The organism is Lentzea sp. NPDC003310, from assembly GCF_040610935.1.
Lineage (GTDB): Bacteria > Actinomycetota > Actinomycetes > Mycobacteriales > Pseudonocardiaceae > Lentzea.
This window is the reverse complement of sequence record NZ_JBEXNC010000001.1, coordinates 339,966-364,125: the sequence shown is the minus strand read 5'-3', so window position 1 is coordinate 364,125 and position 24,160 is coordinate 339,966. Positions and strand designations below refer to the sequence as shown.

General features: G+C 73.0%; 27 protein-coding genes and 1 pseudogene. 20 read left to right on the top strand and 8 right to left on the bottom strand.

What is annotated here, in order from left to right:
* Positions 1 to 93: 93 nt before the first annotated feature.
* From ABZX02_RS01770 to ABZX02_RS01755, 4 genes are read left to right on the top strand one after another with little or no spacing between them, the layout of a single operon-like run.
* Positions 94 to 489, top strand: coding sequence for a GntR family transcriptional regulator (locus ABZX02_RS01770; protein ID WP_355294184.1), 396 nt, complete (start codon positions 94 to 96; stop codon positions 487 to 489).
* Positions 486 to 1,361: an ABC transporter ATP-binding protein gene (locus ABZX02_RS01765; protein ID WP_355294183.1), complete on the top strand. Its 876-nt coding sequence runs from the start codon at positions 486 to 488 to the stop codon at positions 1,359 to 1,361. The genes ABZX02_RS01770 and ABZX02_RS01765 overlap by 4 nt, the downstream gene beginning before the upstream one ends.
* Positions 1,358 to 2,317, top strand: a complete 960-nt coding sequence (locus tag ABZX02_RS01760; protein WP_355294182.1) for an ABC transporter permease subunit — start codon at positions 1,358 to 1,360, stop codon at positions 2,315 to 2,317. The genes ABZX02_RS01765 and ABZX02_RS01760 overlap by 4 nt, the downstream gene beginning before the upstream one ends.
* A gap of 38 nt (positions 2,318 to 2,355) precedes the next feature.
* A complete protein-coding gene (locus ABZX02_RS01755; protein WP_355294181.1) occupies positions 2,356 to 3,105 on the top strand; it encodes a ZIP family zinc transporter in 750 nt (249 codons plus the stop codon).
* Positions 3,106 to 3,313: 208 nt separating this feature from the next.
* Here the strand turns inward: ABZX02_RS01755 and ABZX02_RS01750 are convergent, their stop codons facing one another.
* The 3 genes from ABZX02_RS01750 to ABZX02_RS01740 all read right to left on the bottom strand — a co-directional run bounded on the left by ABZX02_RS01750 (position 3,314) and on the right by ABZX02_RS01740 (position 5,601).
* Complete coding sequence (locus tag ABZX02_RS01750) at positions 3,314 to 4,213, bottom strand: hypothetical protein (protein ID WP_355294180.1); 900 nt, start codon at positions 4,211 to 4,213, stop codon at positions 3,314 to 3,316.
* 83 nt (positions 4,214 to 4,296) lie between these two features.
* A complete protein-coding gene (locus ABZX02_RS01745; protein WP_355294179.1) occupies positions 4,297 to 4,662 on the bottom strand; it encodes a DUF1330 domain-containing protein in 366 nt (121 codons plus the stop codon).
* A gap of 48 nt (positions 4,663 to 4,710) precedes the next feature.
* Positions 4,711 to 5,601, bottom strand: coding sequence for a LysR substrate-binding domain-containing protein (locus ABZX02_RS01740; protein WP_355294178.1), 891 nt, complete (start codon positions 5,599 to 5,601; stop codon positions 4,711 to 4,713).
* Between the two features lie 79 nt (positions 5,602 to 5,680).
* On the opposite strand from ABZX02_RS01740, the pseudogene ABZX02_RS01735 reads away from it, so the two are divergent.
* The 7 genes and pseudogenes from ABZX02_RS01735 (at position 5,681) to ABZX02_RS01705 (ending at position 11,180) form a co-directional block, all read left to right on the top strand.
* A pseudogene (locus ABZX02_RS01735) lies at positions 5,681 to 6,893 on the top strand (acetyl-CoA C-acetyltransferase).
* Positions 6,893 to 7,657 (top strand): 3-oxoadipate enol-lactonase, encoded by a 765-nt coding sequence (pcaD, locus tag ABZX02_RS01730; RefSeq protein WP_355294177.1) that lies wholly within the window; start codon positions 6,893 to 6,895, stop codon positions 7,655 to 7,657. The pseudogene ABZX02_RS01735 and the gene pcaD overlap by 1 nt, the downstream one beginning before the upstream one ends.
* A complete protein-coding gene (locus ABZX02_RS01725) occupies positions 7,654 to 8,430 on the top strand; it encodes a CoA transferase subunit A (RefSeq protein ID WP_355294176.1) in 777 nt (258 codons plus the stop codon). The genes pcaD and ABZX02_RS01725 overlap by 4 nt, the downstream gene beginning before the upstream one ends.
* Position 8,431: 1 nt before the next feature.
* Positions 8,432 to 9,082: a CoA transferase subunit B gene (locus ABZX02_RS01720; protein ID WP_355294175.1), complete on the top strand. Its 651-nt coding sequence runs from the start codon at positions 8,432 to 8,434 to the stop codon at positions 9,080 to 9,082.
* 115 nt (positions 9,083 to 9,197) lie between these two features.
* Complete coding sequence (locus ABZX02_RS01715) at positions 9,198 to 9,653, top strand: nuclear transport factor 2 family protein (protein WP_355294174.1); 456 nt, start codon at positions 9,198 to 9,200, stop codon at positions 9,651 to 9,653.
* Between the two features lie 38 nt (positions 9,654 to 9,691).
* Positions 9,692 to 10,294 carry a TetR/AcrR family transcriptional regulator gene (locus ABZX02_RS01710; protein WP_355294173.1) on the top strand — a complete coding sequence of 201 codons (603 nt, stop codon included), beginning with the start codon at positions 9,692 to 9,694 and terminating at the stop codon, positions 10,292 to 10,294.
* A gap of 31 nt (positions 10,295 to 10,325) precedes the next feature.
* Positions 10,326 to 11,180 carry a helix-turn-helix domain-containing protein gene (locus ABZX02_RS01705; RefSeq protein ID WP_355294172.1) on the top strand — a complete coding sequence of 285 codons (855 nt, stop codon included), beginning with the start codon at positions 10,326 to 10,328 and terminating at the stop codon, positions 11,178 to 11,180.
* Positions 11,181 to 11,304: 124 nt separating this feature from the next.
* Here ABZX02_RS01705 and ABZX02_RS01700 read toward each other — a convergent pair whose 3' ends face one another.
* Complete coding sequence (locus tag ABZX02_RS01700; protein ID WP_355294171.1) at positions 11,305 to 11,802, bottom strand: MarR family winged helix-turn-helix transcriptional regulator; 498 nt, start codon at positions 11,800 to 11,802, stop codon at positions 11,305 to 11,307.
* Between the two features lie 128 nt (positions 11,803 to 11,930).
* Between ABZX02_RS01700 and ABZX02_RS01695 the strand changes: the two genes are divergently transcribed.
* The 4 genes from ABZX02_RS01695 to ABZX02_RS01680 all read left to right on the top strand — a co-directional run bounded on the left by ABZX02_RS01695 (position 11,931) and on the right by ABZX02_RS01680 (position 18,602).
* Positions 11,931 to 12,866, top strand: a complete 936-nt coding sequence (locus ABZX02_RS01695) for an NADP-dependent oxidoreductase (RefSeq protein ID WP_355294170.1) — start codon at positions 11,931 to 11,933, stop codon at positions 12,864 to 12,866.
* 199 nt (positions 12,867 to 13,065) lie between these two features.
* Entirely contained in the window at positions 13,066 to 17,739 is a 4,674-nt protein-coding gene (locus ABZX02_RS01690) for a hypothetical protein (RefSeq protein WP_355294169.1), read from the top strand.
* Between the two features lie 16 nt (positions 17,740 to 17,755).
* Positions 17,756 to 18,169 (top strand): hypothetical protein, encoded by a 414-nt coding sequence (locus tag ABZX02_RS01685; protein WP_355294168.1) that lies wholly within the window; start codon positions 17,756 to 17,758, stop codon positions 18,167 to 18,169.
* 4 nt (positions 18,170 to 18,173) lie between these two features.
* Positions 18,174 to 18,602, top strand: coding sequence for a hypothetical protein (locus ABZX02_RS01680; RefSeq protein WP_355294167.1), 429 nt, complete (start codon positions 18,174 to 18,176; stop codon positions 18,600 to 18,602).
* Positions 18,603 to 18,612: 10 nt separating this feature from the next.
* Here ABZX02_RS01680 and ABZX02_RS01675 read toward each other — a convergent pair whose 3' ends face one another.
* From ABZX02_RS01675 to ABZX02_RS01665, 3 genes are all read right to left on the bottom strand, one after another.
* On the bottom strand, positions 18,613 to 19,695 hold the full coding sequence (locus ABZX02_RS01675) for a Gfo/Idh/MocA family oxidoreductase (RefSeq protein WP_355294166.1): 1,083 nt from the start codon (positions 19,693 to 19,695) through the stop codon (positions 18,613 to 18,615).
* On the bottom strand, positions 19,665 to 20,375 hold the full coding sequence (locus tag ABZX02_RS01670; protein ID WP_355294165.1) for a ThuA domain-containing protein: 711 nt from the start codon (positions 20,373 to 20,375) through the stop codon (positions 19,665 to 19,667). Before ABZX02_RS01670 ends, ABZX02_RS01675 begins: the two co-directional genes overlap by 31 nt.
* Before the next feature lie 122 nt (positions 20,376 to 20,497).
* The gene (locus ABZX02_RS01665; RefSeq protein ID WP_355294164.1) at positions 20,498 to 20,899 is read right to left on the bottom strand and encodes an MmcQ/YjbR family DNA-binding protein; all 402 of its coding nucleotides are present in this window, start codon (positions 20,897 to 20,899) and stop codon (positions 20,498 to 20,500) included.
* 92 nt (positions 20,900 to 20,991) lie between these two features.
* Here ABZX02_RS01665 and coaD point away from each other — a divergent pair, with 92 nt between their 5' ends.
* From coaD to ABZX02_RS01640, 5 genes are all read left to right on the top strand, one after another.
* Positions 20,992 to 21,402: a pantetheine-phosphate adenylyltransferase gene (coaD, locus tag ABZX02_RS01660; protein WP_355294163.1), complete on the top strand. Its 411-nt coding sequence runs from the start codon at positions 20,992 to 20,994 to the stop codon at positions 21,400 to 21,402.
* Positions 21,403 to 21,455: 53 nt separating this feature from the next.
* Complete coding sequence (locus ABZX02_RS01655) at positions 21,456 to 21,899, top strand: SRPBCC family protein (protein ID WP_355294162.1); 444 nt, start codon at positions 21,456 to 21,458, stop codon at positions 21,897 to 21,899.
* Positions 21,900 to 21,996: 97 nt separating this feature from the next.
* A complete protein-coding gene (locus tag ABZX02_RS01650) occupies positions 21,997 to 22,587 on the top strand; it encodes a lipocalin family protein (protein ID WP_355294161.1) in 591 nt (196 codons plus the stop codon).
* The gene (locus tag ABZX02_RS01645) at positions 22,584 to 22,934 is read left to right on the top strand and encodes a hypothetical protein (protein WP_355294160.1); all 351 of its coding nucleotides are present in this window, start codon (positions 22,584 to 22,586) and stop codon (positions 22,932 to 22,934) included. Before ABZX02_RS01650 ends, ABZX02_RS01645 begins: the two co-directional genes overlap by 4 nt.
* Positions 22,935 to 23,022: 88 nt before the next feature.
* A complete protein-coding gene (locus tag ABZX02_RS01640; RefSeq protein ID WP_355294159.1) occupies positions 23,023 to 23,667 on the top strand; it encodes a dihydrofolate reductase family protein in 645 nt (214 codons plus the stop codon).
* Between the two features lie 3 nt (positions 23,668 to 23,670).
* On the opposite strand, the gene ABZX02_RS01635 is transcribed toward ABZX02_RS01640, so the two are convergent.
* On the bottom strand, positions 23,671 to 24,123 hold the full coding sequence (locus tag ABZX02_RS01635; protein WP_355294158.1) for a VOC family protein: 453 nt from the start codon (positions 24,121 to 24,123) through the stop codon (positions 23,671 to 23,673).
* Between the last annotated feature and the right edge of the window lie 37 nt (positions 24,124 to 24,160).

Below are 24,160 nucleotides of genomic sequence, written 5' to 3'. Positions count from 1 at the left end.
GCCGCACGCGTCCACTGTGGAGGCTCACGGCGCTCGACAGCGGCCCCGCTGTCCTGCTTTACTAGGTTACTAGTAAAGCAGTGAGGGGCTCCCGTGTTCGTCTTCCGGCTCGACACCCACTCCGGCGTGCCGCCGTACCTCCAGCTCGTCCAGCAGGTCCGCCAGGCGGTGCTGCTGGGCTTCCTCCAGCCCGGTGACCGCCTCCCCCTCATCCGCGAGGTGGTCGAGGACCTGGCGATCAACCCGAACACCGTCGCCAAGGCGTACCGGCAGATGGAGCAGGAGAACCTGGTCACCGGCCGGCCCGGCCAGGGCACGTTCGTCGACGAGCAGCAGTCGGCGGTGATGTCGGCCTCGACGTACACCTCGCTGCGCCGCGGCCTGACGACCTGGCTGCGCCGCGCCTACGCGGCCGGACTCGACGAGCAGGCGGTCACCGCGCTCCTCGCGTCCGTCCACCAGGAGATGCGGAACGAGGGCGTGGCGTGACGGAGACCGAGCTCGCGCTGCGCACCGACGGGGTGGGCAAGCGGTACCGCAAGGGCTGGGCGCTGCGCGACTGCACCCTGTCCCTGCCGGCGGGTGGCGTGATCGCCCTGGTCGGGCCGAACGGCGCGGGCAAGACCACGCTGCTGCGCCTGGTCGTCGGGCTGCTGGCACCGAGCACCGGCACGGTGGAGGTCCTCGGCCGGGACGTCACCGCGAGCACCCCGCAGACCCTGTCCCGCATCGGGTTCCTGGCCCAGGACCACCCGCTGTACAAGCGGTTCACCGTCGCGGAGATGCTCCGGTTCGGCCGGGCCTGCAACCTGCGGTTCGACCAGGGGCTGGCCGAGCGCCGGCTCGCGAAGCTGGGCATTCCGCTCGACCGCAGGGCCGGCACGCTCTCCGGCGGGCAGCAGGCCCAGGTCGCGCTGGCCCTGGCCCTCGCGAAGCGGCCGGACCTGCTCGTCCTCGACGAACCGGTGGCGAGCCTCGACCCGTTGGCACGCCACGAGTTCCTGCAGGTGCTCATGGGCGCGGTGGCCGAGGGAGACGTGACCGTCCTGTTCTCTTCGCACGTCGTGCACGAGCTGGAGCGCGTCTGCGACCACCTGGTCGTGCTGAACCAGGGCCGGGTCACGCTGACCGGGGACATCGACACCCTCCTCGCCGAGCACCGCCTGCTCGTCGGCCCGCGCACCGCCACCGACCCCGCCCGGACCGACGCCGTCGTCGAGGCCGTCCACAGCGACCGGCACACCACCCTGCTGGTGCGCGACGGCGCACTCCCGGCGGCGCCAGGCTGGCAGGCCAAGCCCGTCTCCCTGGAGGACCTGGTGCTCGCGTACCTGCGCCGACCCGAGGTGGAGGCGGCATGACGTGGCTGCTCTGGCGCCAGCACCGGACCGAGGTCCTCGTCCTGGGCCTGCTCGTCGGCGTGTTCGGCGTCGTCCTGTTCGTGCTGGGGGCGCAGGCCCACGACCTGTTCCCCGGCGGTGCCGCCCGGTGCGCGGGTGCCGTCGACGAGGCCTGCACGGCCTCGTTCCGCCTCCTCGACGAGCGGTACGGGTTCGTCGAGAACCTGCTGGCGGCCTTCTACGTGGTCCCCGTCGTCATCGGCGCGTTCCTCGGGGCGCCGCTGCTCGCGCGCGAGCTGGAGGACGGCACCTGGCAGCTCGCCTGGACGCAGGCCGTGCCCCGGATGCGCTGGCTGGCGGCCAAGCTCGCGGCACTGGCCGGCGTCACCGCCGCGCTCACCGGGCTGTTCACCGCCGTGCTCACCTGGTTCCGCGAGCCGTTCGACGCGTGGGAGGGCCGGTTCCAGTACGACGCCTTCGACCTGCAAGGACTCGTTCCGGTGGCGTACGCGCTGTTCGCGTTCGGCGCGGCCACCGCCGCCGGAGCGGTCCTGCGGCGCAGCCTGCCCGCGTTCGGTGTCGCGTTCGGGGCGTTCCTCGTCACCCGCATGCTGGTGGCGCTGGTGGCGCGTCCCGCATACGCCACGCCGCTCACCACCACCAGTCCGGTGCCCGTCGGCGGTGCAGCGGACCAGCGCGATCCCGGCTTCGCCGACTGGACGATCGAACAGGGCTACGCGGACGCCACGGGGCGCAGGCTGAGTTCGACGGAGTACGCCGCGCTGGAGGCCGCCGCCGATCGGGCCGGCACCAACCTCAACCAGTTCCTGCACGCGCAGGGCGTCCAGCGGTTCGAGGTCCACCACCCGGCCGACCGGTTCTGGACGTTCCAGGTCATCGAGGCGGCGCTGTTCGTGGCCGTCGCGGCGGCGCTGGTCAGCGTGGTGGTGTGGCGGGTGCGGCGCCGTCTGGTCTGAGGGGTGTAATCCACCAAGATCCAGGCCATCCCCGTGGCATGCCGCAGTGGGTGGAAGCAGGGCTCTGGGGACTGGCCGGTGGCGGCGCGCTCGTGGTGGGCGCGCTGATCGCCTGGTTCGTGCGGGTGCCCCGGGACGTGGTCGCGGTCGTGATGGCGTTCGGCGCCGGCGTGCTGATCGCGGCGGCCGCGTTCGAACTGGTCGACGAGGCGGAGAAGACCGGCGGCCTGCTCGCGACCACCACCGGGTTCCTCGGCGGCGCGGTCGTCTACGTGCTCGCCAACGTCGTGCTCGCCCGGTACGGGGCGCGGCACCGCAAGCGCAGCAGCGACCAGCCCACCGAGTCCGAGCAGACGGGCAGCGGCACCGCGATCGCGGTCGGCGCGCTGCTCGACGGGGTGCCCGAGTCGGTCGTGCTCGGGGTGTCGCTGCTCGGCGGCGGCGGGGTCGGCGCGGCGATGGTCGCGGCGGTCGTGATCTCGAACGTGCCGGAGGGACTCTCCAGCGCCGCCGGCATGAAGCAGGCGGGACGCGGGCCGGGGTACGTGTTCGGCGTGTGGGGTGCGATCGCCCTCGTCAGTGGCCTGTCGGCCGCGCTGGGCAACGTGCTGCTCCACGGCGCGTCCCCCCAGGTCGTCGCGGTGATCACGGCCGTCGCGGCGGGCGCGATCCTCGCGATGGTGGCCGACACCATGATCCCCGAGGCGTTCGAGCGCGCCCGCCTCTACACCGGGCTGTGCACCACCGCCGGGTTCCTCACGGCGTTCGTGGTGGAGCGCCTCGGCTAGGAGCGTGCAGGTGCCGCTGGAGGTCGGCCACGTCCTCGGCCCGGTACAGCTCGACGGCCCCCAGCCCGGCCGTTCGTGGTGTCCGAGGCGTGGTGGGTGTGGTCCAGTCGCTCGAGAATGCTCGCTCCCGGGTGGGCGTGCCGATCTCGCGGAACAGGCGAGCGCGGCCGTAGTGGCCGAGCGCCCAGGCCAGGTAGCCGGAGTGCCCCTAGTTCGTCGGCCCTGATTGAGTGAGCTGTTCACGGCCCGTTCGGACCCGTTCGGCCGGCGCCGGCTCGGCGTCCTTGTGCCGGGAGTTCGCCGAGTAGTGGGCGACGGCGATCGCACCGGCGATCGCCAGGACGAACCCGGTGGTCGCGGCGATCACGTACCCGTCGCGGACGGTGTCGCCGAGGTAGACCAGGCCGACGAACGACGACAGCGACGTGTTGGTGGTGAACATGATCGCGGTGACCCCGGTCGGACCGCCCCGCTGCAACGCCATCGCGAACAGCACCGCCGCGGTGAGCCCGTTGAGGACGATGGCCCAGGCGGCCGGTTCCAGGACGAGCCGCCACACGGCGTCCGGCAGGTGGAGCGTGCGGGCCGAGATGCCGACGATGCTGTACGCGACACCCGAGCCGAACGCCAGTGCGACCGTCGACCACACGTGGCGGTGGCGCCGGGCGTAGAGGGCGATCGCCCCGACCGGGACGGCGGCGAAGACGAGGACCCACCGCCACTGCGGCGGCAGGACCTGGGCGGGACCCGGCTCGGCGGACACGCCCAGCATCACGAGCCCGGCCGCGCCGACCCCCAGCGCGCCCCAGCCCCGCGCGCTGAGGTGGGCGCCCATGAAAGCGCTGATCATGGCGGTCACGCCGACGCTGAACGCGAGCATCGACTGCACGAGGAACAGCGGCAGCCGGTGCAACGCGGCCGAGGCGAAACCGAAGCCCAGCAGGTTCACGCCCAGGCCGAGGAAGTACAGCCACTGGCGCCAGAGGGCGATGAGGTCGGAGGACCGTCCGCCGTAGGCACCGGCGCGCCGGACACCCAACGACTCGAGGATCGAGCCGCTGCCCGATGCCAGGGTCGCCAGCACGGCGAAGACGTAACCCAGTGCCATTCGTCCATTGTGTCAGCCGATGATCGGGGCGCTCTCGACATCCCCGAAGAGTGTTGTGCGGGTCATGTGTCGCGGGGCACGGCTCAGCTCCAGGGAACGGTCGCCTGGAGCACCGCCTCGGTCAGCGCCTCGGTGCGCAGGCGCGTCACCTCCTGGTACTCCGGGTCCGCCACCATCCGACTGAACGCGGCCCGGTCCGGGTACCGGACGACGATCACGGCGTCCCAGCTCTGCCCGTCCTCGGCCACGAGCGCCGTGGACCCGTTCCCGGCGTACAGGACCTCGCCGCCGTAGCGGGGCAGGAACGTCTCGCTCAGGTGCCGCGCGTACTCCCGGTAGGAGTCGGCGCCGCCCTCGGCGAACCGCAGCAGGTTCAGCATCACCACCGGCCCCCCGGGGTCCTCGGCGAGCAGTCGTTTCAGGTCCGCACCACGTGGATCCACCGCCATCCGGACAGCATGCCTGCCAGAGCCCGCCGGCCGCACCTCGCAGCAGTTTCAGCGTGTCCGCTCTTGCCACCGCGCCAGCAGACCGAGCGCGCGGGCGAGGACCGGGGAGTCGTCGTCCACGCGCACGGCCGCCATCAGGTCGATGCCCTGGTTCCCCGCCAACGGCCGGTAGGTGGTGCCCGGCACGCCGAGCTCCGCGACCGGTTCGGGCACAACGGCCACCCCGAGTCCCGCCGCGACGAAGGTGACCAGCGTCGAGGTCTCCGCGACCTCGTGGCGGACCCGCGCCTCGAACCCCGCCGAGCGGCACAGCTCCGTGACGATGCCGTGCAGGACGGAACGCCCGCCCGACGCGTGCACGATCAGGTCCTCCCCGCGCAGGTCGGCGACCTTCAGGCGCTTGCGCCGCGCGAGGCGGTGGTCCTCCGGCAACGCCACGATGAGACGGTCGCGCCGCACATTGCTCGTGCGCACCGCCGGGTGTTCGACCGGGGGCCGCAGCACCGCGAGGTCGATGCGGCGGCCGAGCAGGGACTCCAGCTGGTCCGGCGCCAGCATCTCGCCCCGGAACACGACGTCGACGGCGGGCAGTTCCTCGCGCAGCGCCCTGGCGAACGCCGGGAGCAGGCTGTAGGTGGCCGAGCCGACGCACCCCACGACGAGCCGGCCCTGCAGTCCCTCGGCGACGCGGCGGGCCTCTTCGGCGGCGTCGTCCGCGGCGGCGAGCACCGCACGGGCACGGACCAGGTACACCGCGCCGGCGTCGGTCAGCTCGACCTTGCGGGTGGTGCGGTGCAGCAACGTCACGCCGAGCTCCGCCTCCAGCTGCTGGATCTGCTGGGACAGCGGTGGCTGCGCCATGTGCAGGCGTGCGGCGGCGCGGCCGAAGTGCCGTTCCTCGGCTACGGCGACGAAGTAGCGCAGGTGACGCAGTTCCACGACATTGATACTCGCAAAGTCTCACTGCGAGCGAAATGAGTATTTCAGGATATGAAGCGCAGGTCCTAGCGTGGAGCGCATGACCGACGTCGTGATCTGCGAACCCCTCCGCACCCCGGTCGGGCGGTTCGGCGGAGCCCTCGCCTCCCTGAGCGCCACCGACCTCGCCACCACCGTGCTCCAGGAGCTGGTGCGGCGCACGGGGTTGCGCGAGGGCGACGTCGACGACGTCGTGCTCGGGCAGTGCTACGCCAACGGCGAGTCGCCCGCGATCGGCAGGATCGCGGCGCTCGACGCGGGCCTCGGCGTCAGCGTCCCGGGTCTCCAGATCGACCGGCGCTGCGGGTCCGGTCTGCAGGCGGTGCTGTACGCGGCGGGCCAGGTCGCGACCGGGGCCGCCCAGGTCGTCGTGGCCGGTGGCGCGGAGTCGATGTCGCAGGTCGAGCACTACGCGCTGGGGCTGCGCACCGGCGTGCGCAGCGGTGGGGTGCAGCTCGTCGACCGCCTCGACCGGGCGCGCGAGACCGCCGGCGGACGGTTCCACCCGGTGGCGGGCGGCATGCTGGAGACCGCCGAGAACCTCCGCCGCGAGTACGGCATCGCGCGCGGAGCAGGACGAGCTGGCGGTGCGGTCGCAGCAGCGGTGGGCCGCCGCGCACGAGGCGGGCCGGTTCGCGGACGAGCTCGTGCCGGTGACCGTGCCCGGTCGCCGCGGCAAGCCCGACGTCACGGTCGACCGCGACGAGCACCCGCGACCGGACACGACGCTGGAGGACCTCGCCGCGCTGCGCCCGGTCCGGCTGAAGCTCGACCCGGAGTCCACCGTCACGGCGGGCAACGCGAGCGGTCAGAACGACGGCGCCGCATTGTGCGTGGTCACGACGCGCGCCGAGGCGGAGAAGCGCGGCCTGAGGCCCGTGCTCGCCCTGAAGTCCTGGGCCGTGGCCGGGGTCGGGCCGGAGGTCATGGGCATCGGACCGGTCCCCGCGACCGCCGCCGCGCTCGACCGGGCCGGGCTCTCGCTCGACGACGTCGACGTGATCGAGCTCAACGAGGCCTTCGCCGCCCAGGTGCTCGCGGTGCTGCGGGAGTGGAAGGTCGACGCCGCCGACGACCGCCTCAACCCCAACGGGTCCGGCATCTCGCTCGGCCACCCGGTGGGCGCGACCGGCGCGCGGATGCTCGCCACCCTCGCGCACGAGATGCGGCGCCGCGGCAGCCGGTACGGGCTGGAGACGATGTGCATCGGCGGCGGACAGGGCCTCGCCGCGGTGTTCGAGGCGGTGCGCTGATGGGCGTCGCCGAGGTGCACCACGTGGTCAGCGGCAGGCCGGACGGCCCGGTCGTGGTGCTGTCCAACTCGCTCGGCTCGACGCTGGAGATGTGGGACGCGAACGTCGCCGCGCTCGAGGAGCACTTCCGGGTGGTCCGCTACGACACCCGCGGCCACGGCCGCTCCCCCGTCGTGCCCGGCCCGCACACGATCGACGCCCTGGCGGACGACCTGGTCGCGCTGCTCGACCGCCTCGGCGTCGGGAAGGCGCACCTCGTCGGCCTGTCGCTCGGCGGCATGACCGCGCTGCGCGTCGCCGCCCGCGACCCCGGACGGGTCGACCGGCTCGCGGTCCTGTGCACGAGCGCTCACCTCGGCCCCGCCTCGAACTGGACCGACCGCGCGGCCCTCGTGCGCGCCCAGGGCACGGGAGTGGTCGCCGAGGCCGCCGTCGGCCGTTGGTTCACCCCCGCGCACCAGGACCGTGCGCGCTGGCAGGCGATGGTGGCGGCCACCCCGGCGGAGGGCTATGCGGGTTGCTGCGACGCCATCGCCGCCATGGACCAGCGCGCGGACCTCGCCGCGATCAGCGCGCCCACCCTCGCGATCGCGGGCGCCGACGACCCGGCGACACCACCCCACCACCTGGAGGAGATCGCCACGTCCGTCCAGGACGGACGGCTCCTCGTCGTCCCCGCGGCCGCACATCTCGCGAACGCCGAGCAGCCCGGCGTCGTCACGCCGGCGCTCGTCGACCACCTCACGAAGGAGAGCCGTTCATGAGCCTGGACAAGGTGGTCGGCGGACCGGCCGAGGCCGTGGCGGGCATCCGCTCCGGTGCCAGCGTCGCCGTCGGCGGCTTCGGCCTCGCGGGCATCCCGTGGTTCCTCATCGAGGCGCTGCTGGAGCAGGGCGCCGACGACCTCACGATCGTCTCGAACAACTGCGGTGTCGACGGCGCCGGCCTCGGGCTCCTGCTGGAGCACCGCCGCATCAGCCGCGTCATCGCGTCCTACGTCGGCGAGAACAAGGAGTTCGCCCGGCAGTACCTCGCCGGGGAGCTGACCGTCGAGCTCACTCCACAAGGGACACTCGCGGAACGGTTGCGCGCCGGGGGTTCCGGGGTCGGCGCCTTCTACACCCCGACCGGTGTCGGCACGCTCGTCTCCGAGGGCGGCCTGCCGTGGCGGTACCACGGTGACGGCACCGTCGCGCTCTCCTCGCCGCCCAAGGAGGTGCGCACGTTCCACGGCAGGGAGATGGTGCTGGAGGAGTCGATCGTCACCGACGTCGCGCTGATCCGCGCCGCCGTCGCCGACCGCGCGGGCAACTGCGTCTTCCACGCCGCCGCCCGCAACTTCAACCCCGCCGCCGCGATGGCCGGTCGGTTCACCGTCGTCGAGGCCGAACGGGTCGTCGAGGTCGGCGGGATCCACCCCGACCAGGTGCACCTGCCCGGCGTGTTCGTGCAGAACGTCGTCGCGCTCACCCCGGAGCAGGCCGCCCGCAAGGACATCGAGAAGCGCACGACCCGCGCCCGCCAGGAGGCGAACTGACATGGCCTGGACCCGCGACGAGATGGCCGCCCGCGCCGCGCTCGAACTGCGCGACGGCGAGTACGTCAACCTCGGCATCGGCCTGCCCACGCTGATCCCCGACCACCTGCCGGCGACGTCGACGGTGACGCTGCACGCGGAGAACGGCATCCTCGGCGTCGGCCCGTTCCCCTACGACGACGAGGTCGACCCCGACCTGATCAACGCGGGCAAGCAGACCGTCAGCGTCCTGCCGGGAGCCTCGTTCTTCGACTCCCCCACCAGCTTCGCCATGATCCGCGGCGGCCACATCGACACCGCCGTCCTCGGCGGCATGCAGGTCTCCGCGCACGGCGACCTCGCCAACTGGATGGTGCCCGGCGCCATGGTCAAGGGCATGGGCGGCGCCATGGACCTCGTCAGCGGCGCACGGCGCGTCATCGTCCTCATGGAGCACACCGCCCGCAACGGCGACGCCAAGCTCGTCGACACCTGCACGCTGCCGCTCACCGGCCGCCGCGTCGTCTCCCGCGTCATCACCGACCTGGCCGTGCTCGACGTCGCCGAGGGTTCCTTCCGGCTGGTCGAGCTCGCGCCCGGCGGCACCGTCGAGGAGGTCGTGGCGAGGACCGGGGCGCCCGTGCTGGCGTCCGCCTGTTCTCGGATCCGCTGACCGCCCGCGGCCTGGCGGCCGGGTACGTGGCGATTGCCGATTGCGACAACCTGTCGTAACGTTTACGACAGGTTGTCGCAAAAACTGCGCGCCACGTCCGCCCCGAGGAGAAGCCGTGAGCACGACGAGCGACCGTGCCGAGATCATCGAGCTGATCGGCAACTACGCCACGATCTCGGACCGCAGGGAGTTCACGACCCTGCCCGCCAGGACCTTCACCGACGAGGTGACCGTCGACTTCTCGTCCGTGGCGGGCATGCCCGAGATGACGGTCCCGCTGAGCGCTTACGTCGAGAGCCTGAGCGGGGCGTTCTCCGCCTTCAAGGCGACGCACCACGCCATCACCGGCCACGTCGTCGAGATCGACGGGGACACCGCCTCGGTGCGCGCCCACGTCCGCGCCGAGCACTGGTACCCGGACGAGGCCGGCGTTCCGCGCTGGCTGGTCGTCGGCTTCTACGACAACGAGGCGGTCCGCACCCCCGCCGGCTGGAGGCTCAGCCGCGTCAAGCTGACCGCGGTGCACCAGGAAAACGCCCCGCGACCGGCAGGCCTCCTCGCGGGAGAATAGGCACCGGCAGCCCGTCCAGGAGCGAGGAGAACGACCAGATGCCGCGGATCCGCGCCGCCACCATCGAAGAGCACCACGAGATGGTGTGGGCCGACCTCACCACGGCGCTGCGGCACCTGCTCCTCGAGCGCGACTACGACTCCATCACCCTCGGCCACATCGCGGCCAGGGCCGGACTCGCGCGCAACACCCTCTACAACTACGCCAAGGACAAGCGCGCGCTGGTCCTCGAACTGGCCCGGCGTGCGAGCCGTCCCCTGGCCGCGCGGGTGGCCGCGATCGCGGAGACCTCGTCCGAGCCGGCCGCGACCCGGTTGCGCGAGATCGTCGACGTGGTCCTCACCGCGTCCACGAACCACGACATGGCCCTGATGTTCCTCCCGAACGCCGCCTCCCTGGTCGCGGAACTGCAGTCGGGGCCGGCGAACCCGTTCACCGCGGTCGTGGCCGAGGTGGAGAAGGTCGTCCGGGACGGCGTCACCAGCGGCGAGTTCGGCGGCGTGGAGGACGTGGGCCTGGTCGTGGAACTGCTCTCCGGTGCGATCACCGCAGGCGCCACGCGCGTGAGCAGGGACCCGTCCACTCTCGCGGCCACCGCCCGTGCGGCCCAGCACATCGTTCTGGCGTCGTTGACCCGCTGAGCGTTCTTGCTCCATAAGGGACACTTGTGCCATGGCGTTGCAGGATCTCGGCGCGGAGGTGCGCCGCTTGCGCGAGTCCACGGATCCCGCCTCGATCGGTCTGCCGCCGGGCAGGCGGCGGGCCCGCGGGGTGCGGCGGGAGGAGCTCGCCGAGCTGGCCGGGGTGTCGGCGGACTACGTGCGGCGGCTGGAGCAGGGGCGCCGCCACCCGTCCGCCGCCGTCGTGAACGCGATCGCCCGCGCGCTGCGCGTGGGACCTGGTGAGTACGAACGGCTGTGCGCGCTGGCCGGGTACGCCGCCGCGGACGGGCGGGTGCCGCGCGAGGCCGGGGCGGCCGCGCTGCGGTTGCTCGAACGGTTCCCGGACACCCCGGTGTTCCTGACGGACGCGGCGTGGAACGTCGTCGCCGTCAACGGCGCCTGGATGACGCTGGGAGCGGGCTCGTCCAACCAGCGGGCGCGCGACTGGAACGTCGCCTGGCGCACGTTCTCGAACGCCCACCGCGAGATCAGCCGCGAGGACGAGCACGCGGCCGCGTTCCGGGTGACGCTCGCCGCGCGGTTGCACGGCACGGTCCTGCGCTACCCCGCCGACGAGCAACTGGCCGAGCTCGTCGACGAGCTGCGGACCACGAGCCGTTCGTTCGACACGCTGTGGCGCGCGCCCAAAACCGTTGCGGCGTATGACAACCGCGCCGTGTTCCGGCATCCGGACGTCGGTGACATCGCTCTCGACGGCACGGTGCTCGACGTGCCCGGCGACCGCCTCCAGGCGGTGGTGCTGACCGCCGCGCCGGGGTCCGTCGACGCGGGCCGGCTCGGTGAGGTCGTCCGCGCCTCGACGGGGCCCGCGATCATCAGGGTGGGACAACCTGGCCCAGGCTGACCGCCTCCGCGGCGGCGATCCTGGGGCGGTGTTGATCACCACCTTGCCCCGGGAAGGCCGCGTTGCGCGGCGGCCCTCGTCTGCGCCGGCTCACCCTCGTCGAGCAACTCCTGGCGCGGTGAGATCAGCTCTTGCGGCGGCGGGGCGCGGCCGAACGCGGTGGCGCCGACCGCATGTGGTCGCGCACCGGCCCGAGCAGCCGGGCGAGCGCGGTGACGTCGTCCGGTGACAGCGGTTCGAAGAGCAGCCCGCTGACGACCTCGACGTGCCCGGGCAGCACGGCCGCGAGCAGGGTGCGGCCGGCGTCGGTGATGGTGACCGTGACGCCGCGCTCGTCGTCGGCGGACGGCGTGCGCCCGACCAGGCCCGCCTTCTCCAGCAACCCGACCTGGTAGGTCAGGCCGCTGCGGCTGTAGACGACGCCGTCGGCCAGGTCGGTCATCCGGTGACTGCCCGTCGGCGAGTCGCCGAGCCGTGCCAGCAGTTGGAACTGCACGTAGCTCAGGTCGCCCGCGTCCTTCAGCTGCTGCTCGACCGCGTGCCGCAGCAGGCTGGTCACCTCGACGAGGGCGAAGTAGGCGCCCAGCTGGACGGGGTCGAGCGACGGCGGCGAGTCGGACATGACCCCAGCCTACTGCTTCGAATTCGAAGGAGCAGAGGCGCACGTCACATTGCTTCGAATTCGAAGCATGCCTACCGTCGTTTTCAGTTGCTTCAAGTTCGAAGCAAACAAGATGAGGGAGAGCGGTCATGAAGGCAGTGCGTTTCCACGAGTTCGGCGGTCCCGAGGTCCTGCGGTACGAGGACGTCGAGAAGCCGGTCCCCGCGGCCGGTGAGGTCCTGGTCCGCGTCACGGCCACGACGTTCAACCCGGTCGAGGGCAACATCCGCCTGGGCGTCATGCAGGGACCGATCCCGGTCGACCTGCCGCACACGCCCGGTCTCGACGTCGCCGGCACGGTCGACGAGCTCGGCGAGGGCGTCGACGGCCTCGCGGCCGGTGACGAGGTGATCGGCTTCCTGCCGATGACCAAGCCCGGTGCCGCGGCCGAGTACGTCCTCGCGCCGGCCGCCGCCCTGACCCCGGCGCCCAAGGGCGTCCCGCTCGCCGACGCCGCCGCGTTGCCGCTCGTCGGTCTCACCGCCTACCAGGCCCTGTTCGACCACGGACGGCTCGAGGCCGGGCAGCGCGTGCTGGTCAACGGCGCGGGCGGACCGGTCGGCGGTTACGCCGTCCAGCTGGCGAAGCAGGTCGGCGCCCACGTGATCGCGACCGCCAGCCCGCGCAGCGCGGAGGCCGTGACGACGGCCGGTGCCGACGAGGTCGTCGACCACACGTCCACCGACGTGCTGTCAGCCGTGACCGAGCAGGTCGACCTCGTGCTCAACCTGGCCCCGGTCGCGCCCGAGGTCCTGGCGCAGCTGCCTTCTCTGGTCCGTTCCGGCGGGGCGGTCGTCAACACGACCATCTGGATGCCCGCGCCCGCCGACGAGGAACGCGACGTGCGCGGCGTCAACCTCTACGTCCGCAGCGACGCCGACCAGCTGGCGCGGCTCGTGGCGCTCGTCGACTCGGGCGACCTGCGGGTCGACGTCGCGCAGCGCGTGCCGCTCACCGACCTGCCCGAGGTCCACGTCCGGGCGGCGTCCGGCGAGGTGCGCGGCAAGGTGGTCTTCGTCGTCTGACGCCCAGCCGCGGTCGGTCCACTGTGGAGCGAGGCCGACTCGATCATCGCGGTTCGGCGGGCGAGTTGAGGAGTTCCGCCCTCTCGCGGGACCGCGATGCGTCATCATCTGCGGTAGGCGAGTCAGGGGGAGGTGTCGCCGTGTCCGTTGTGCCGGTCGACCGCGGTCCGGTCGTGGGCGGCTCCGGGGCGGGTGCCTGATGGCGGGCGAGAACCCGCTGGTCGCCGCACCGCCCGCCGAGCCGGGCGGGTTGTTCAACGCGGGCACCGGTGACAACGGCTGGGCGACCGGCATCTCCATCGCCGAGTCGGCGATGGACACCTACAACGGCATCAAGGACGGCAACTGGATCGAGGGCGGCCTCGGCCTGGTCGGGCTCGCCGCGGACGCCGCCGCGATGGCCATCGACCCGTTCGGCACGCTGCTGTCCTCCGCCGCGTCGTTCCTGATGGAACACGTGCAGCCGTTGAAGGACATGCTCGACTGGCTGGCCGGCAACCCGCCCGTGATCGAGTCGTACTCCACGACGTGGAACAACGTGGCGACCGAGCTGGGCAAGATCGCCGAGGACTACAACGCGGCGATGAAGTCCGGCATCGAGGCGTGGGCGGGCTCCGCGGCCGACGCGTACCGCTCCGACGCGAAGGCCCAGAGCGACGCCCTGACCGGCGCCGCCTCCGCCGCCGGGACCGTCGGCACCGTCGTCGGGCTGATGGGAATGGTCGTCGCGTTCGTGCGCGAGATGGTGCGCGACCTGATCGCGGACCTCGTCGGCAAGCTCATCGCGTGGGTGCTGGAAGCAGCGTTCACACTGGGCTTCGGCACGCCGGTGATCGTCGCGCAGGCGGTCACCGCGATCTCCAAGTGGGCCGCGCGGATCGCGAAGATCATCCAGGACCTGCTGAGCACCATCAAGCGGGTCTCGCCGATGCTGAAGCGCCTCGTCGAGGTCTTCGAGAAGATCATGAAGGTCGTCGGCAAGCTCGCGGGCAAGGTCACCGGCCTCGACGTCCTCGACCCGAAGAACATCAAGAGGGGCGGCTTCCTCCAGACCGGCAGCCCTGACGTCGACCTGCCGTCCAGCTCCACGCGCGGCGGCGACCCGTCCCCGGGCTCGGGTCCCGGTTCGGGCACGGACGGGCCGGGGTCGAACCGCCCGACCAACACGACGAGCACGTCGAGCACCACCACCGAGCCGTCCACGGACTCGCCGAGGAGCGACGGCCCGGCCGGTCCGCCGAGGCGCGACCCGGGCAGCGGCCCGGACGGCGACTCGCCGCGTGGCCCGGCTCCGGGTGGCACCGGGCCGCTGGGCGGGCCGGGCAACGGGCCGGGCGGTGGCAGGCCGGGTAGCGGACCGGGCGGTGGCGGGCCAGGCAACGGTCCGGGCAGCAGTCCGGGCAGCAATGGTCCCGGCAGCGACTACCGAGGTGGTCCGGGACACTCCCCCGGCGACCGCGGTGGCCCTCAGGGACCGCCCGCACCCGGAGGGAACCACCCCGGCTCACCTCACGGCCAGTCCGGACCTGGCGGCAACCAGCCCGGCGGCGCACCCCAAGGACCACCCGCCCCCGGCGGGAACTTCCCGCACTCCAACGCCGGTGGTGGCGCGGGACCCGGCGGAGGTGCGCCCAACGCCGGTGGTGGCCCTGGCAGCGGTTCGCCCAACGCCGGTGGTGGCGCGGGACCTGGAGGCGGTTCGCCCAACGGCCCAGGCGGTAACAACCCCGCCCCGTCCCCGATGCGGACCGACCAGACCTCCTCGTCGACCGCAGCGGCGGTCGACGCCCCCGCACGCCCCGACCACCCCCAGACCGGCGGTCCCGGCACCAGCCCCCAGAGCGGTCAGCCCAACCCGGGGACGCCTCCGCCCGGCGGCGTACCCGCCGGTGGCGCCCCTGGTGGCGCGCCGGGCGGTGGTGCTCCCGGTGGCGGTGGTGCACGTCCCGGCGCCGGCGGCGGCTGGACCGGAACGCCCGGCAGCCGGGGCGATCTCGGCTCCTCCGGTCCGGCGGCGCGCGGTCCGGAAGGACCCCGGCCCTCGTCGCACGGTCCGGCCCACGGCGGTCCCGGCCCGTCGCACACCTCGCCGAGCTCTCACGGCCCTGCTCGTGGTGGCCCGTCACCGGGCGGCTCGCCGCACGGTGGTCCGCCGCACACCCACAACGGGCCCGGCAACTCCGGCCCCCTCCACAACGGGCCGTCCAACACCGGCCCCGCCAACACGCGCCCGCACAGCGGTCCCGGCCCCACACAGGGCGGCCCGCCGCACTCCGCACCACCGCACTCCGGGCCATCCCACTCCGGGCCATCCCAGACTGGCCCGACACACGCCGGTCCGACGCATGGCGGTCCGACGCACAACGCGCCCGGCGCCACCAACCCTTCGCACCACGGGCCGGGTAACGCCGGCCCCGGCAACGCCGGACCGCCGCACGGCGCGCCCCACAACGGGCCGTCGAACACGAGTCCGTCGCAGGCAGGGCCGTCCCACCACGGTCCCGGCACCACGGGCCCGTCCCACGCCAGCCCGCCTCACCACGGTCCTGGCACCACAGGCCCGTCCCACGGCAACCCTCCCCACACCAACCAGGCCCACACCAACCAGCCCCAGCCCCACCCCGGCCCGCAGAGCCGAGGCCCGGCGCCGACGTCCCACCCCAACGCGCCGCACCAGCCGTCCTCCCCGAACCGGCCGGACGGCCCGCCCCAACGCCACGCGCCGGACACCCCGCCCGCACGCCACGACCCGTCGCTACGGTCCGACCAGGACCCCTGGTCTCCGCCGCGCGACCCCGACGGCCCCGGCACGCCGGACCGGCCGGGCATCGACGACGCCCACGCGCGGCACGGTGAGACGACGCCCGCCGGCATCTCGCACCACCGGGGTGACCCGGACATGGGCGACCTGCCCCGGCGGGTGCCGCACGACCCGCGGTACTTCACCGCCGACGTCCACGTCTCGCCGGACGGGCGGGCGCGCATCGGCAACCACAGCTACAGCCCGGAGGAGTACGGGGACCTGTTGCGGCGCAACGGGTGGGACGGCCGGACGCCGATCCGGCTGATCGGGTGCGACGCGGGGTCCAACGACTTCGCCAACCGGCTGTCGCGGCACACCGGCGCGGACGTCCTCGCGCCCACCAAGCCCGCCTGGACCGACAGCAACGGCCGTGTCTACACCAGTGACGCCGAGGTCGACGCCGACGGCAACCGACGGCCGCGCATCCCGCCGAACGGCGAGTGGGAGACGCACAGCCCGGACGGCAGCCGCACCAGGGCGAGCGACGACGGGTTCGTGCCGGGTACGAACGACGCCGACAAGCACGACCTGGACCCCGACGACGCGCGCGACCGCGGCCGGGACAACACGATCACCGACCCGCCGGAGGGCCGCGACCCGACGCCGCAGCGGACCGTGCCGTGGGACCCGCCGCAGAACCTGCCGCGGGTGGACCTGGAGGTCGACCCGAACCAGCGCGTGCTCGACCTCAACGGCGGGCCGCCGCTGGAGCCGAACTCCCGCATCGTCGTCCACAACCCGGACGGCTCGGTGCGCGGTACGTACTACACGGACGCGAACAGCAGGGTCACGCACGTCGACACGAGCCTGCCGAACACCCGCAACACCACGGGTGTCCCGGTCAACCCGGACACCGCCCGGCCCGAACATGGCGTCGTGTACCAGGTGGACCTCGGGAACGGCACGCAGACGTTCCGCGGCCACGACCCCGACGCGGCACCGTCCCGGCCGGACACCACGGCGACGAACGACGCCGGCACGACGCCCGACGCGGCGCCCGACTCCGCGCCGAGCACGTCGCCGGACCACCGGCCCGCCGACCGGTTCGACGACTTCGACCAGGCACGCACGCCTCCCGCCGTGGAGTGGAACCCGCCCGGCGGCCCCGACGGCAACTACCGGACGATGCCCCCGCACGAGAACTACAACCCCGCTCTCCCACCGGACGGCGACGGCCCGTTCTCCCTGCGCGGCAACGATCCGGACAACCCGCTGCAGCCGCACGCCCGCTACGACGTCTACAACGCCGACGGCGACTGGCACGGCACCTTCTACACCGGCGCCGACGGCCGGGTGTCGCACGTGCACACCTGGTCGGGCAACAGCGCCGAGGGCTTCAACCCCGAGCTCGGCACGGCGGAGACGTGGGACGCGGGCCTGCCGGTCCCGGCGCCTAACACCACGTTCGCGGTCGGCCCGCGGCACGTGGACGGCATGGATCCCCAGGTGCCGCAGCAGATGTACCGGACCGACGTGCACGGCGACACGATCGCCGCGAGCGGCCGTCCGGTGTTCCCGCCGGCCGACACCAGGGCCGAGGACTTCTGGGGGCCGCGCCGCGGTGTCGAGCCGGGCTCGCCCGGCGAGGGCGTCCAGCCCGACACGGGCCGGATCGCGAGCGGTGGCAAGGAAGGCTTCAAGGACCCGACGTCGGGTGACTACCCGCCGGTCAACTACTACGGCAACCGTCACGAGCTGTTCAAGTTCGACGGCGGCCACATCGTGGCGTACGAGGCCGGCGGTCCCGGCGAGCGGATCAACCACGTCCCGCAATGGGCCTACGAGAACCGTCCGATGAGGATCGACGGCGCTCCGACGGACCACACCTGGCGGCGGATGGAGGAGGACGTCGCACGGCACGCGGCGACCGAGGGCACGACCGTGGACCGGGTGGACTTCTGGGCCGAGCGCACCACGCCGGACATCCGCACACCGGACAAGCTGCACGTGCGCTACCACCTGACGGTGTCCGACCCGCCACCGCCCAGGACCGACCATGTGATCAGGAGCTTCGACAATGTCCCCGAACCCGCCAGGAACAACCGGGTCGTCCCCCCGCCCGCTCCGTGAGCGGCAGCAGGAGCTGTTGCAGGAGATCGGCCGCCTCCTGGTCGAGGGCAGCCCGGCGGGCTGGTCCCGGATCGACCTCCGCGCGTCGGTGTCCAGCACGCAGGACCTGATGGCCCTCACCGTGCTGATGCCGGACCACTCCAGTCCCCCGGCGGACCTGCAGCTGCCGGTCGGCCGGGTGTTGCGGGAGCTGCGCGAGCTGATGTACGCGGAGGGGCGCGGCACGTGGTTCTCGCTGCGGTACACGATGGACCCGCCGGACGTGTTCCACGTCGTCTACAACCACGACTTCGACCCGTTGTGGACCCCGGACCTGAGCCCGCACGAGTGGGCTCTCGACCTGGAACGCTTCCCGCGCGCACCGGAGCACGTCCCCGACTGGCTGCGCGCCAAGCTGCCCGAGGACGATCAGCCGGCTGCGGGATACTGAGGCCATGACGGAACCACTCAACCCGGTCCAGCAGGACGAGCTGCTCCAACTGATCACCGGGCGACTGGTGCTGGCCCTGCCGCCGGGGTGGAACCACCTCCAGATCGCCTACAAGGCCATCGGCGACCACATCGAGGCGAGTGGCCTGCTGCGCATGTCGAACGGGAGCATGTGGGGCTGGGACCTGCCCGACGAGGTGCCCGGCCTGTTCGCCCGGCTGCGCGCCGGAATGGCCCGCCCGGAGCGCGGCACGTGGCTGCACGCCACCTACTGGCTCGACTACCCGGACAACTACGCGATCGAGTACAACCGCCAGGACGAGCCGTCGTTCCGCACCCCGCCGCCCCCGGCCGCCCACGCCAGGGAGCTCGAGATCTTCCCGCGCACCGGCGAGCACGTGCCGGACTGGCTGCGCGCCGCCGCCACGTCCTGATCGAGGCGGATCAGGGCGTGAGGGGCACGGGCGGCGGCCGCTCGGCCGTGGTCGTCAGCTCGACCCGCCGCCCCTCGTGCGCCGACCGCAGCAGGGCGGTCATCGTCTCGAGCACGTGCAGCCCGAGCTCACCTCCGGCGCGCGGAGGCCGTCGTCCCGCGGCGGCGACGAGGTCCAGGAGACCGGTTCCCCGTCCCGCGCCCACGTGCCCCGCGCTGGTGGGGAGGGTGCGCCACCCGGTGCCGCCGAGCTCGACGAGGCGGCTCTCGCCGTCGAAGTGGTTCGGGTCCGGGACCGCGAGCGTGCCGGTCTCGCCGTGCACCTCGATCGGCGCGGCGGTGGTGGCCACCCCGTCGAAACTGGTCGTGATGGTCGAGAGCGCGCCGTCGGCGTGTTCGAGCACGCCGGAGACGTGGGTGTCGACCTCGACCGGGATCCGCTCGCCCGTCCGCGCACCGGAACCGACGACGCGCTCGGGGCGCAGGCGGCTCGCCGCGCCGACCACCGCCCGCACGGGGCCGAGCAGGTGGATCAGCGCGGTGAGGTAGTACGGCCCCATGTCGAACAACGGGCCGCCGCCCGCGGTGTAGTAGAAGTCCGGGTCGGGGTGCCAGCGCTCGTGCCCCGGGGTGACCATCACGGCCGACGCGGCGAGCGGGCGTCCGACGAGCCCGCCGTCGATCGCCGCACGCGCGGTCTGCGTCCCCGTGCCGAGAACGGTGTCCGGTGCGCACCCGACGGCGACTCCGGCCGCGGCGGCGCGTTCGACGATCTCCCGGCCTTCCGGGAACGTGACGGCGAGCGGCTTCTCGGTGAAGACGTTCTTGCCTGCGTCGATCGCGCGGAGCGTGATCTCGGCGTGGGCCGTGGGGACGGTCAGGTTGAGGACCGTGTCGACGTCCGCCCCGCCGAGCAGTCGCTCGACGTTCACCGCTTCGGCACCGGGGAGTTCGGCCGCCGTCGCGACCGCACGGGCCGGGTCGAGATCGGCCACCGCGGTGATGCGCACGGCGGGGTGGCCGCGCAGGGTGGTCAGGTACGCGCGGGAGATGAACCCGAGGCCTACGATGCCGACGCGGTGCGGGTCGCCCACGACATCCCCCTCGTGATGACGGTCCGGACGCTGGGGTGCTCCAGCACGTCCAGGCTGTGCCCCGGCGTCGTGACGACGATCCGCCCGGCGCCCCACCGGCGGGTCCAGATCGCCGGGCAGGTGACCGGCCGGTGCCACGGGTGCCACGGCCGGGGTGGGTGGGTCGTGGTGGCCAGCACGTCGTTCAGGTCGTCGTGCAGCACCCAGTACTGCTCGGTGACCAGCTCGAAGTCCTCGACGCCCGCGGTGATCGGGTGCTCGCGGCCGAGCTTGGTGATGGTCACCGCGTGCGGCAGGAAGTTGTCCTCCTGCCCGCCCTGGCGCTCGCACGGCTCCTTGCCCGGATGCGTGGCGAACTGGCCGCCCACCAGGTGCAGGTAGTCCGACGACGCGCGGAACGAGTCCGCGATGCCGCCGTGCCAGCCGGTGAACCCGGTGCCGGCCTCGACCGCCGCGCGCAGCCCGGCCACCTGCGCGGCGGTGATCTCCGCCATCGAGACGCACTGCACGACCAGATCGGTGCGCGCCATCTCGGCGGCGTCGGCGTACACCTCGGGCGACTCCTCCACCCGCACGGCGTACCCGCTCTGCTCCAGGAACGGGATGAACAACTCGGTGGACCGCGCCGGCTGATGCCCCTCCCACCCACCGCGGACCACCAACGCCTTCGGCTGTGCCACGCCCACCCCCTGGGAAACCGCTTACCGCACACTGCCTCGTCGGGTCACCGCCGGTCAAGAACGACTTCAGGGCGCGACGGGTACTCGCCGAGCCACGCAGTCCACAGTAGACAGTGCGGTGGTCAGCCCAGCTGCCTGACCAGCTTCGCCGGTGCCAGCTTGCGGTAGCTCTCGGTCAGCAGCTCCCGGATCTCCGCCCAGTCGGCGTCACGTTCGACGATCATGCCCACCACGTCGAACCCCCACGCCGCGCGGAAGAACGGCGGCCCTCCGTTCACCAGCGCCTCGAACTCCTCGCCGTCGGCGCGGAACGTCATGACCACGGCCGGCGCGGTGAGCGAGGCGGCCCGGCTGAACGCGCCCGTCGCACCCGGCTGCGCGGTGAACACGTGCGCGATCGTGCGCTGCCGCACGCGCCACCGGGTGCCCACCCAGGCGGGTTCCTCGTAGCTCTCCGGCAGGCCGGCACAGATCTTCCGCAGTTCCGCCAGCACGGCGGACGGCACGTCGGCGCGATCGCTCATGGTCCACTCCCCCTCGCGCCACGCTAACCCACCGGCGAGACGCGCGTCACCGGCCGCCCCGCGCGCCCGGCGCGTCTCGCTAGCCTCGGCTCATGCGCGCCGTCTTCCCCGGCTCCTTCGACCCCGCCACCCAAGGGCACCTCGACATCGCACGGCGGGCCGCCGCCCTGTTCGACGAGGTCGTGATGTGCGTTCTCACCAACCCGCACAAGGCCGGCCGGCTGCCGCTGCCCGACCGGCTCGCGCTGCTGACCGAGCTCACCGCGGACCTCCCCACCGTCGTGGTGGACTCGAGCGCCGGGCGGCTGCTGGTCGACTACTGCCGCGAGGTCGGCGCGGGCGTGGTCGTGCGGGGCACGCGCACGCCGGGCGACCTGGCGCACGAAGTCCCGCTGGCCCAGGCGAACCGCGCCCTGAGCGGCATCGACACGCTGTTCCTCCCGGCCGGTCCGGCGTTCGGTCACGTCTCCTCGACGCTGGTCGTGGCAACCGCCAGGACGTAGATCACACCGCTCGCCGTCGTGCACGGCCGCACCGCCGGTGTTTGGCTGGTCTGGTGCCCACCAGAAGCGTCTCCGTCACCGCCACCGTGCCCGCGCCGGCCGCCCGGATCTTCGACCTGCTGGCCGATCCCGCGAAGCACCCGCTGATCGACGGGTCCGGCACCGTCCGCGCGCCGCGGGCCGGCGCTCCCGAGCGGCTCGCACCCGGCAGCACGTTCGGCATGGACATGAAGATCGGCGTGGGCTACCGGATCGAGAACACCGTGGTGGAGTTCGAGGAGGACCGGCTGATCGCGTGGCGGCACTTCAACGGGCACCGCTGGCGCTGGCGGCTCACCCCGCTGCCCGACGGCACCACCGAGGTCACCGAGACGTTCGACTGGTCCACCGCGCGCCTGCCGCTGCTGCTCGACCTGTCGCCGATCCCGCGCCGCAACAAGGCGTCGATGCGGCGGTCGCTGGAGCGCCTCGCCGCGCTCTTCGGCGCGGCCGCCTGACCGCCCGTTCGAGGGGTGAACGCTCTCGCCGTCATGCAGGCACTCCCGCGCGGCCATACGTTCGGTGCGGTGCTTCACGAAGGTGAAAGGTGATCTCATGCGCTCCACCGCGGCAGCGGCGGCCCTGGCTCTCGGCCTGTGCCTGGCTCCCACCCCGGCCACGGCGGCCACCCCCGACGTGCGGCCCGTCGGCTCGATCGACCTGGAGCGCTACCAGGGCCGGTGGGTGCAGCTGGCGGCGATCCCCCAGCCCTTCCAGGCGCACTGCGCCCGCAACGACAACGCGGTCTACACCCTGCTGCCCGACGGCCAGGTGAAGGTGGTGAACTCCTGCACCCGCGAGGGCGGCGTGGCGTCGTCGCTCGAGGGCAGGGCGCGCCGCACCGATCCCGCGTCCCCCGCGAAGCTGCAGGTGTCGTTCGCCAGGACGGCGGACGGCTGGAGCTTCGACAAGCCCGGCAGGTACTGGGTGATCGGGCTCGACCGCGACTACCGGTGGGCGGTGATCGGCGCACCGGACCGCAGGACCGGGTTCGTGATCTCGCGGTCGCCCGCGCCGTCCCGCAAGGACGTCCAGGGCGCGACCAAGGCGTTGCTGCGCAACGGGTACGACCTCTGCGCCTTCCGGATCACCGCCCAGGACGGCGGCGCGCCGGAGTCCGCTCCCCTCTGCACAGGGCAGCGGTGAGGGCCGCGTCCGCGGGCGACCTCCTGAGCGCGGTCGCCCGCGGTGACCGGGCCGCGTTCGGCGGGTTGTACGACCGCCTGGGGGCGGTGGTCTTCGGCGTCGTCGCCGAGGCGCTGCGGTCGCCGTCCGGTCACGTCGACGCCGAGCTGGCCGAGGACGCCGCGCTCGACGTGTGGACGCACCTCTGGCGCACGGCGCCGCTGTTGGCCCGCCGGCCGCTGACGTCGGCCGAGGCGATCGCCTGGGTGGTCGAGGAGGCGCGGGACCGCTGTGCCGCCCGCATCGTGGCCGCGCGGCGGGACTGGGCACCGGAGGTCGCGCGGTGGAACTGGACGGCGAGCGCGTAACCCTGCTGATCGTGCGACGCTCTGCGGCCGATGAGTTCCGGCCGTCCCGGCGGTCTGACCCTCGACCCGAGAGAACGGAAGGACGTCCATGACCCAGCTGGTGAAGGTCCAGAACTTCGTCGTGTCGAGCGACGGGTTCGGCGCCGGTGAGGACCAGACCCTCGAGCGGCCGTTCGGCCACGCCGATCCCGGCACGATGTTCGCGTGGGCGGGCGCCACCGCGAGCTGGCCGAACCGCACCGATCCCGGCGGCAGCCGCGGGCTCGACGACTACCTCACCCGCGACTTCGCGCACAACATCGGCGCCGAGATCATGGGAGCGCACAAGTTCAGCCCGCACCGCGGGCCGTGGCAGGACCACGAGTGGCAGGGCTGGTGGGGCGACGAGCCGCCGTTTCACACGCCGGTCTTCGTGCTGACCCACCACGTGCGGCCCTCGTTCACGCTGTCGGACACCACGTTCCACTTCGTGGACGCGGAGCCGGCGGAGGTGCTCGCGCTCGCGAAGGAGGCGGCGGACGGCAAGGACGTCCGGATCGGTGGCGGCGCCACCACCATCCGGTCGTTCCTCGACGCCGACCTGGTCGACACCCTGCACGTCGCGGTGGCGCCGGTCGAGCTCGGCCACGGGGTGCCGCTGTGGAAGTCACCCGACGAGCTGCTCGACCGGTTCCACCTCGACGTCGTTCCGAGCCCGTCCGGCGTCACGCACCACCTGTTCTGGCGGAAGTGACCGTCAGGCCGCGACGTTCACGATCCAGGTGACGCCGAACCGGTCGGCGAGCATGCCGAAACCGGGTGACCAGGCGGAGGGGGCGAACTCCTCGATCACCGTCGCGCCGTCGGCGAGGCCCGCCCAGATCGGCGTGACCTCGTCGACGCTCGCGCCGCCGACCGACAGGAAGAACGGCTCCGAGGTGATCGTGGTGCCGTTCTCCCTGCGGGTGGTGGGCTCGCCGGTCGCGACCGGCTGCTCCGGTCCGGGCACGTCGTAGGCGAGGACGCGGAAGCCGTTGTCCGCGACGACCTCGCCGAACACGACGTTCTTCGCGCCGGGCACCTCGGCGGGCATGCCGTAGTCGGCGTAGGTGACGACGTGGAGCTGCCCGCCGAACACCGACCGGTAGAACTCGAGCGCCTCCCGCGCCTGGCCGCGGAAGTTGAGGTGGGCGACTGCGTTGAGCGGCATGGTTCCTGGTTCCTTCGAGTCGTTCTCGCTCCGGAGG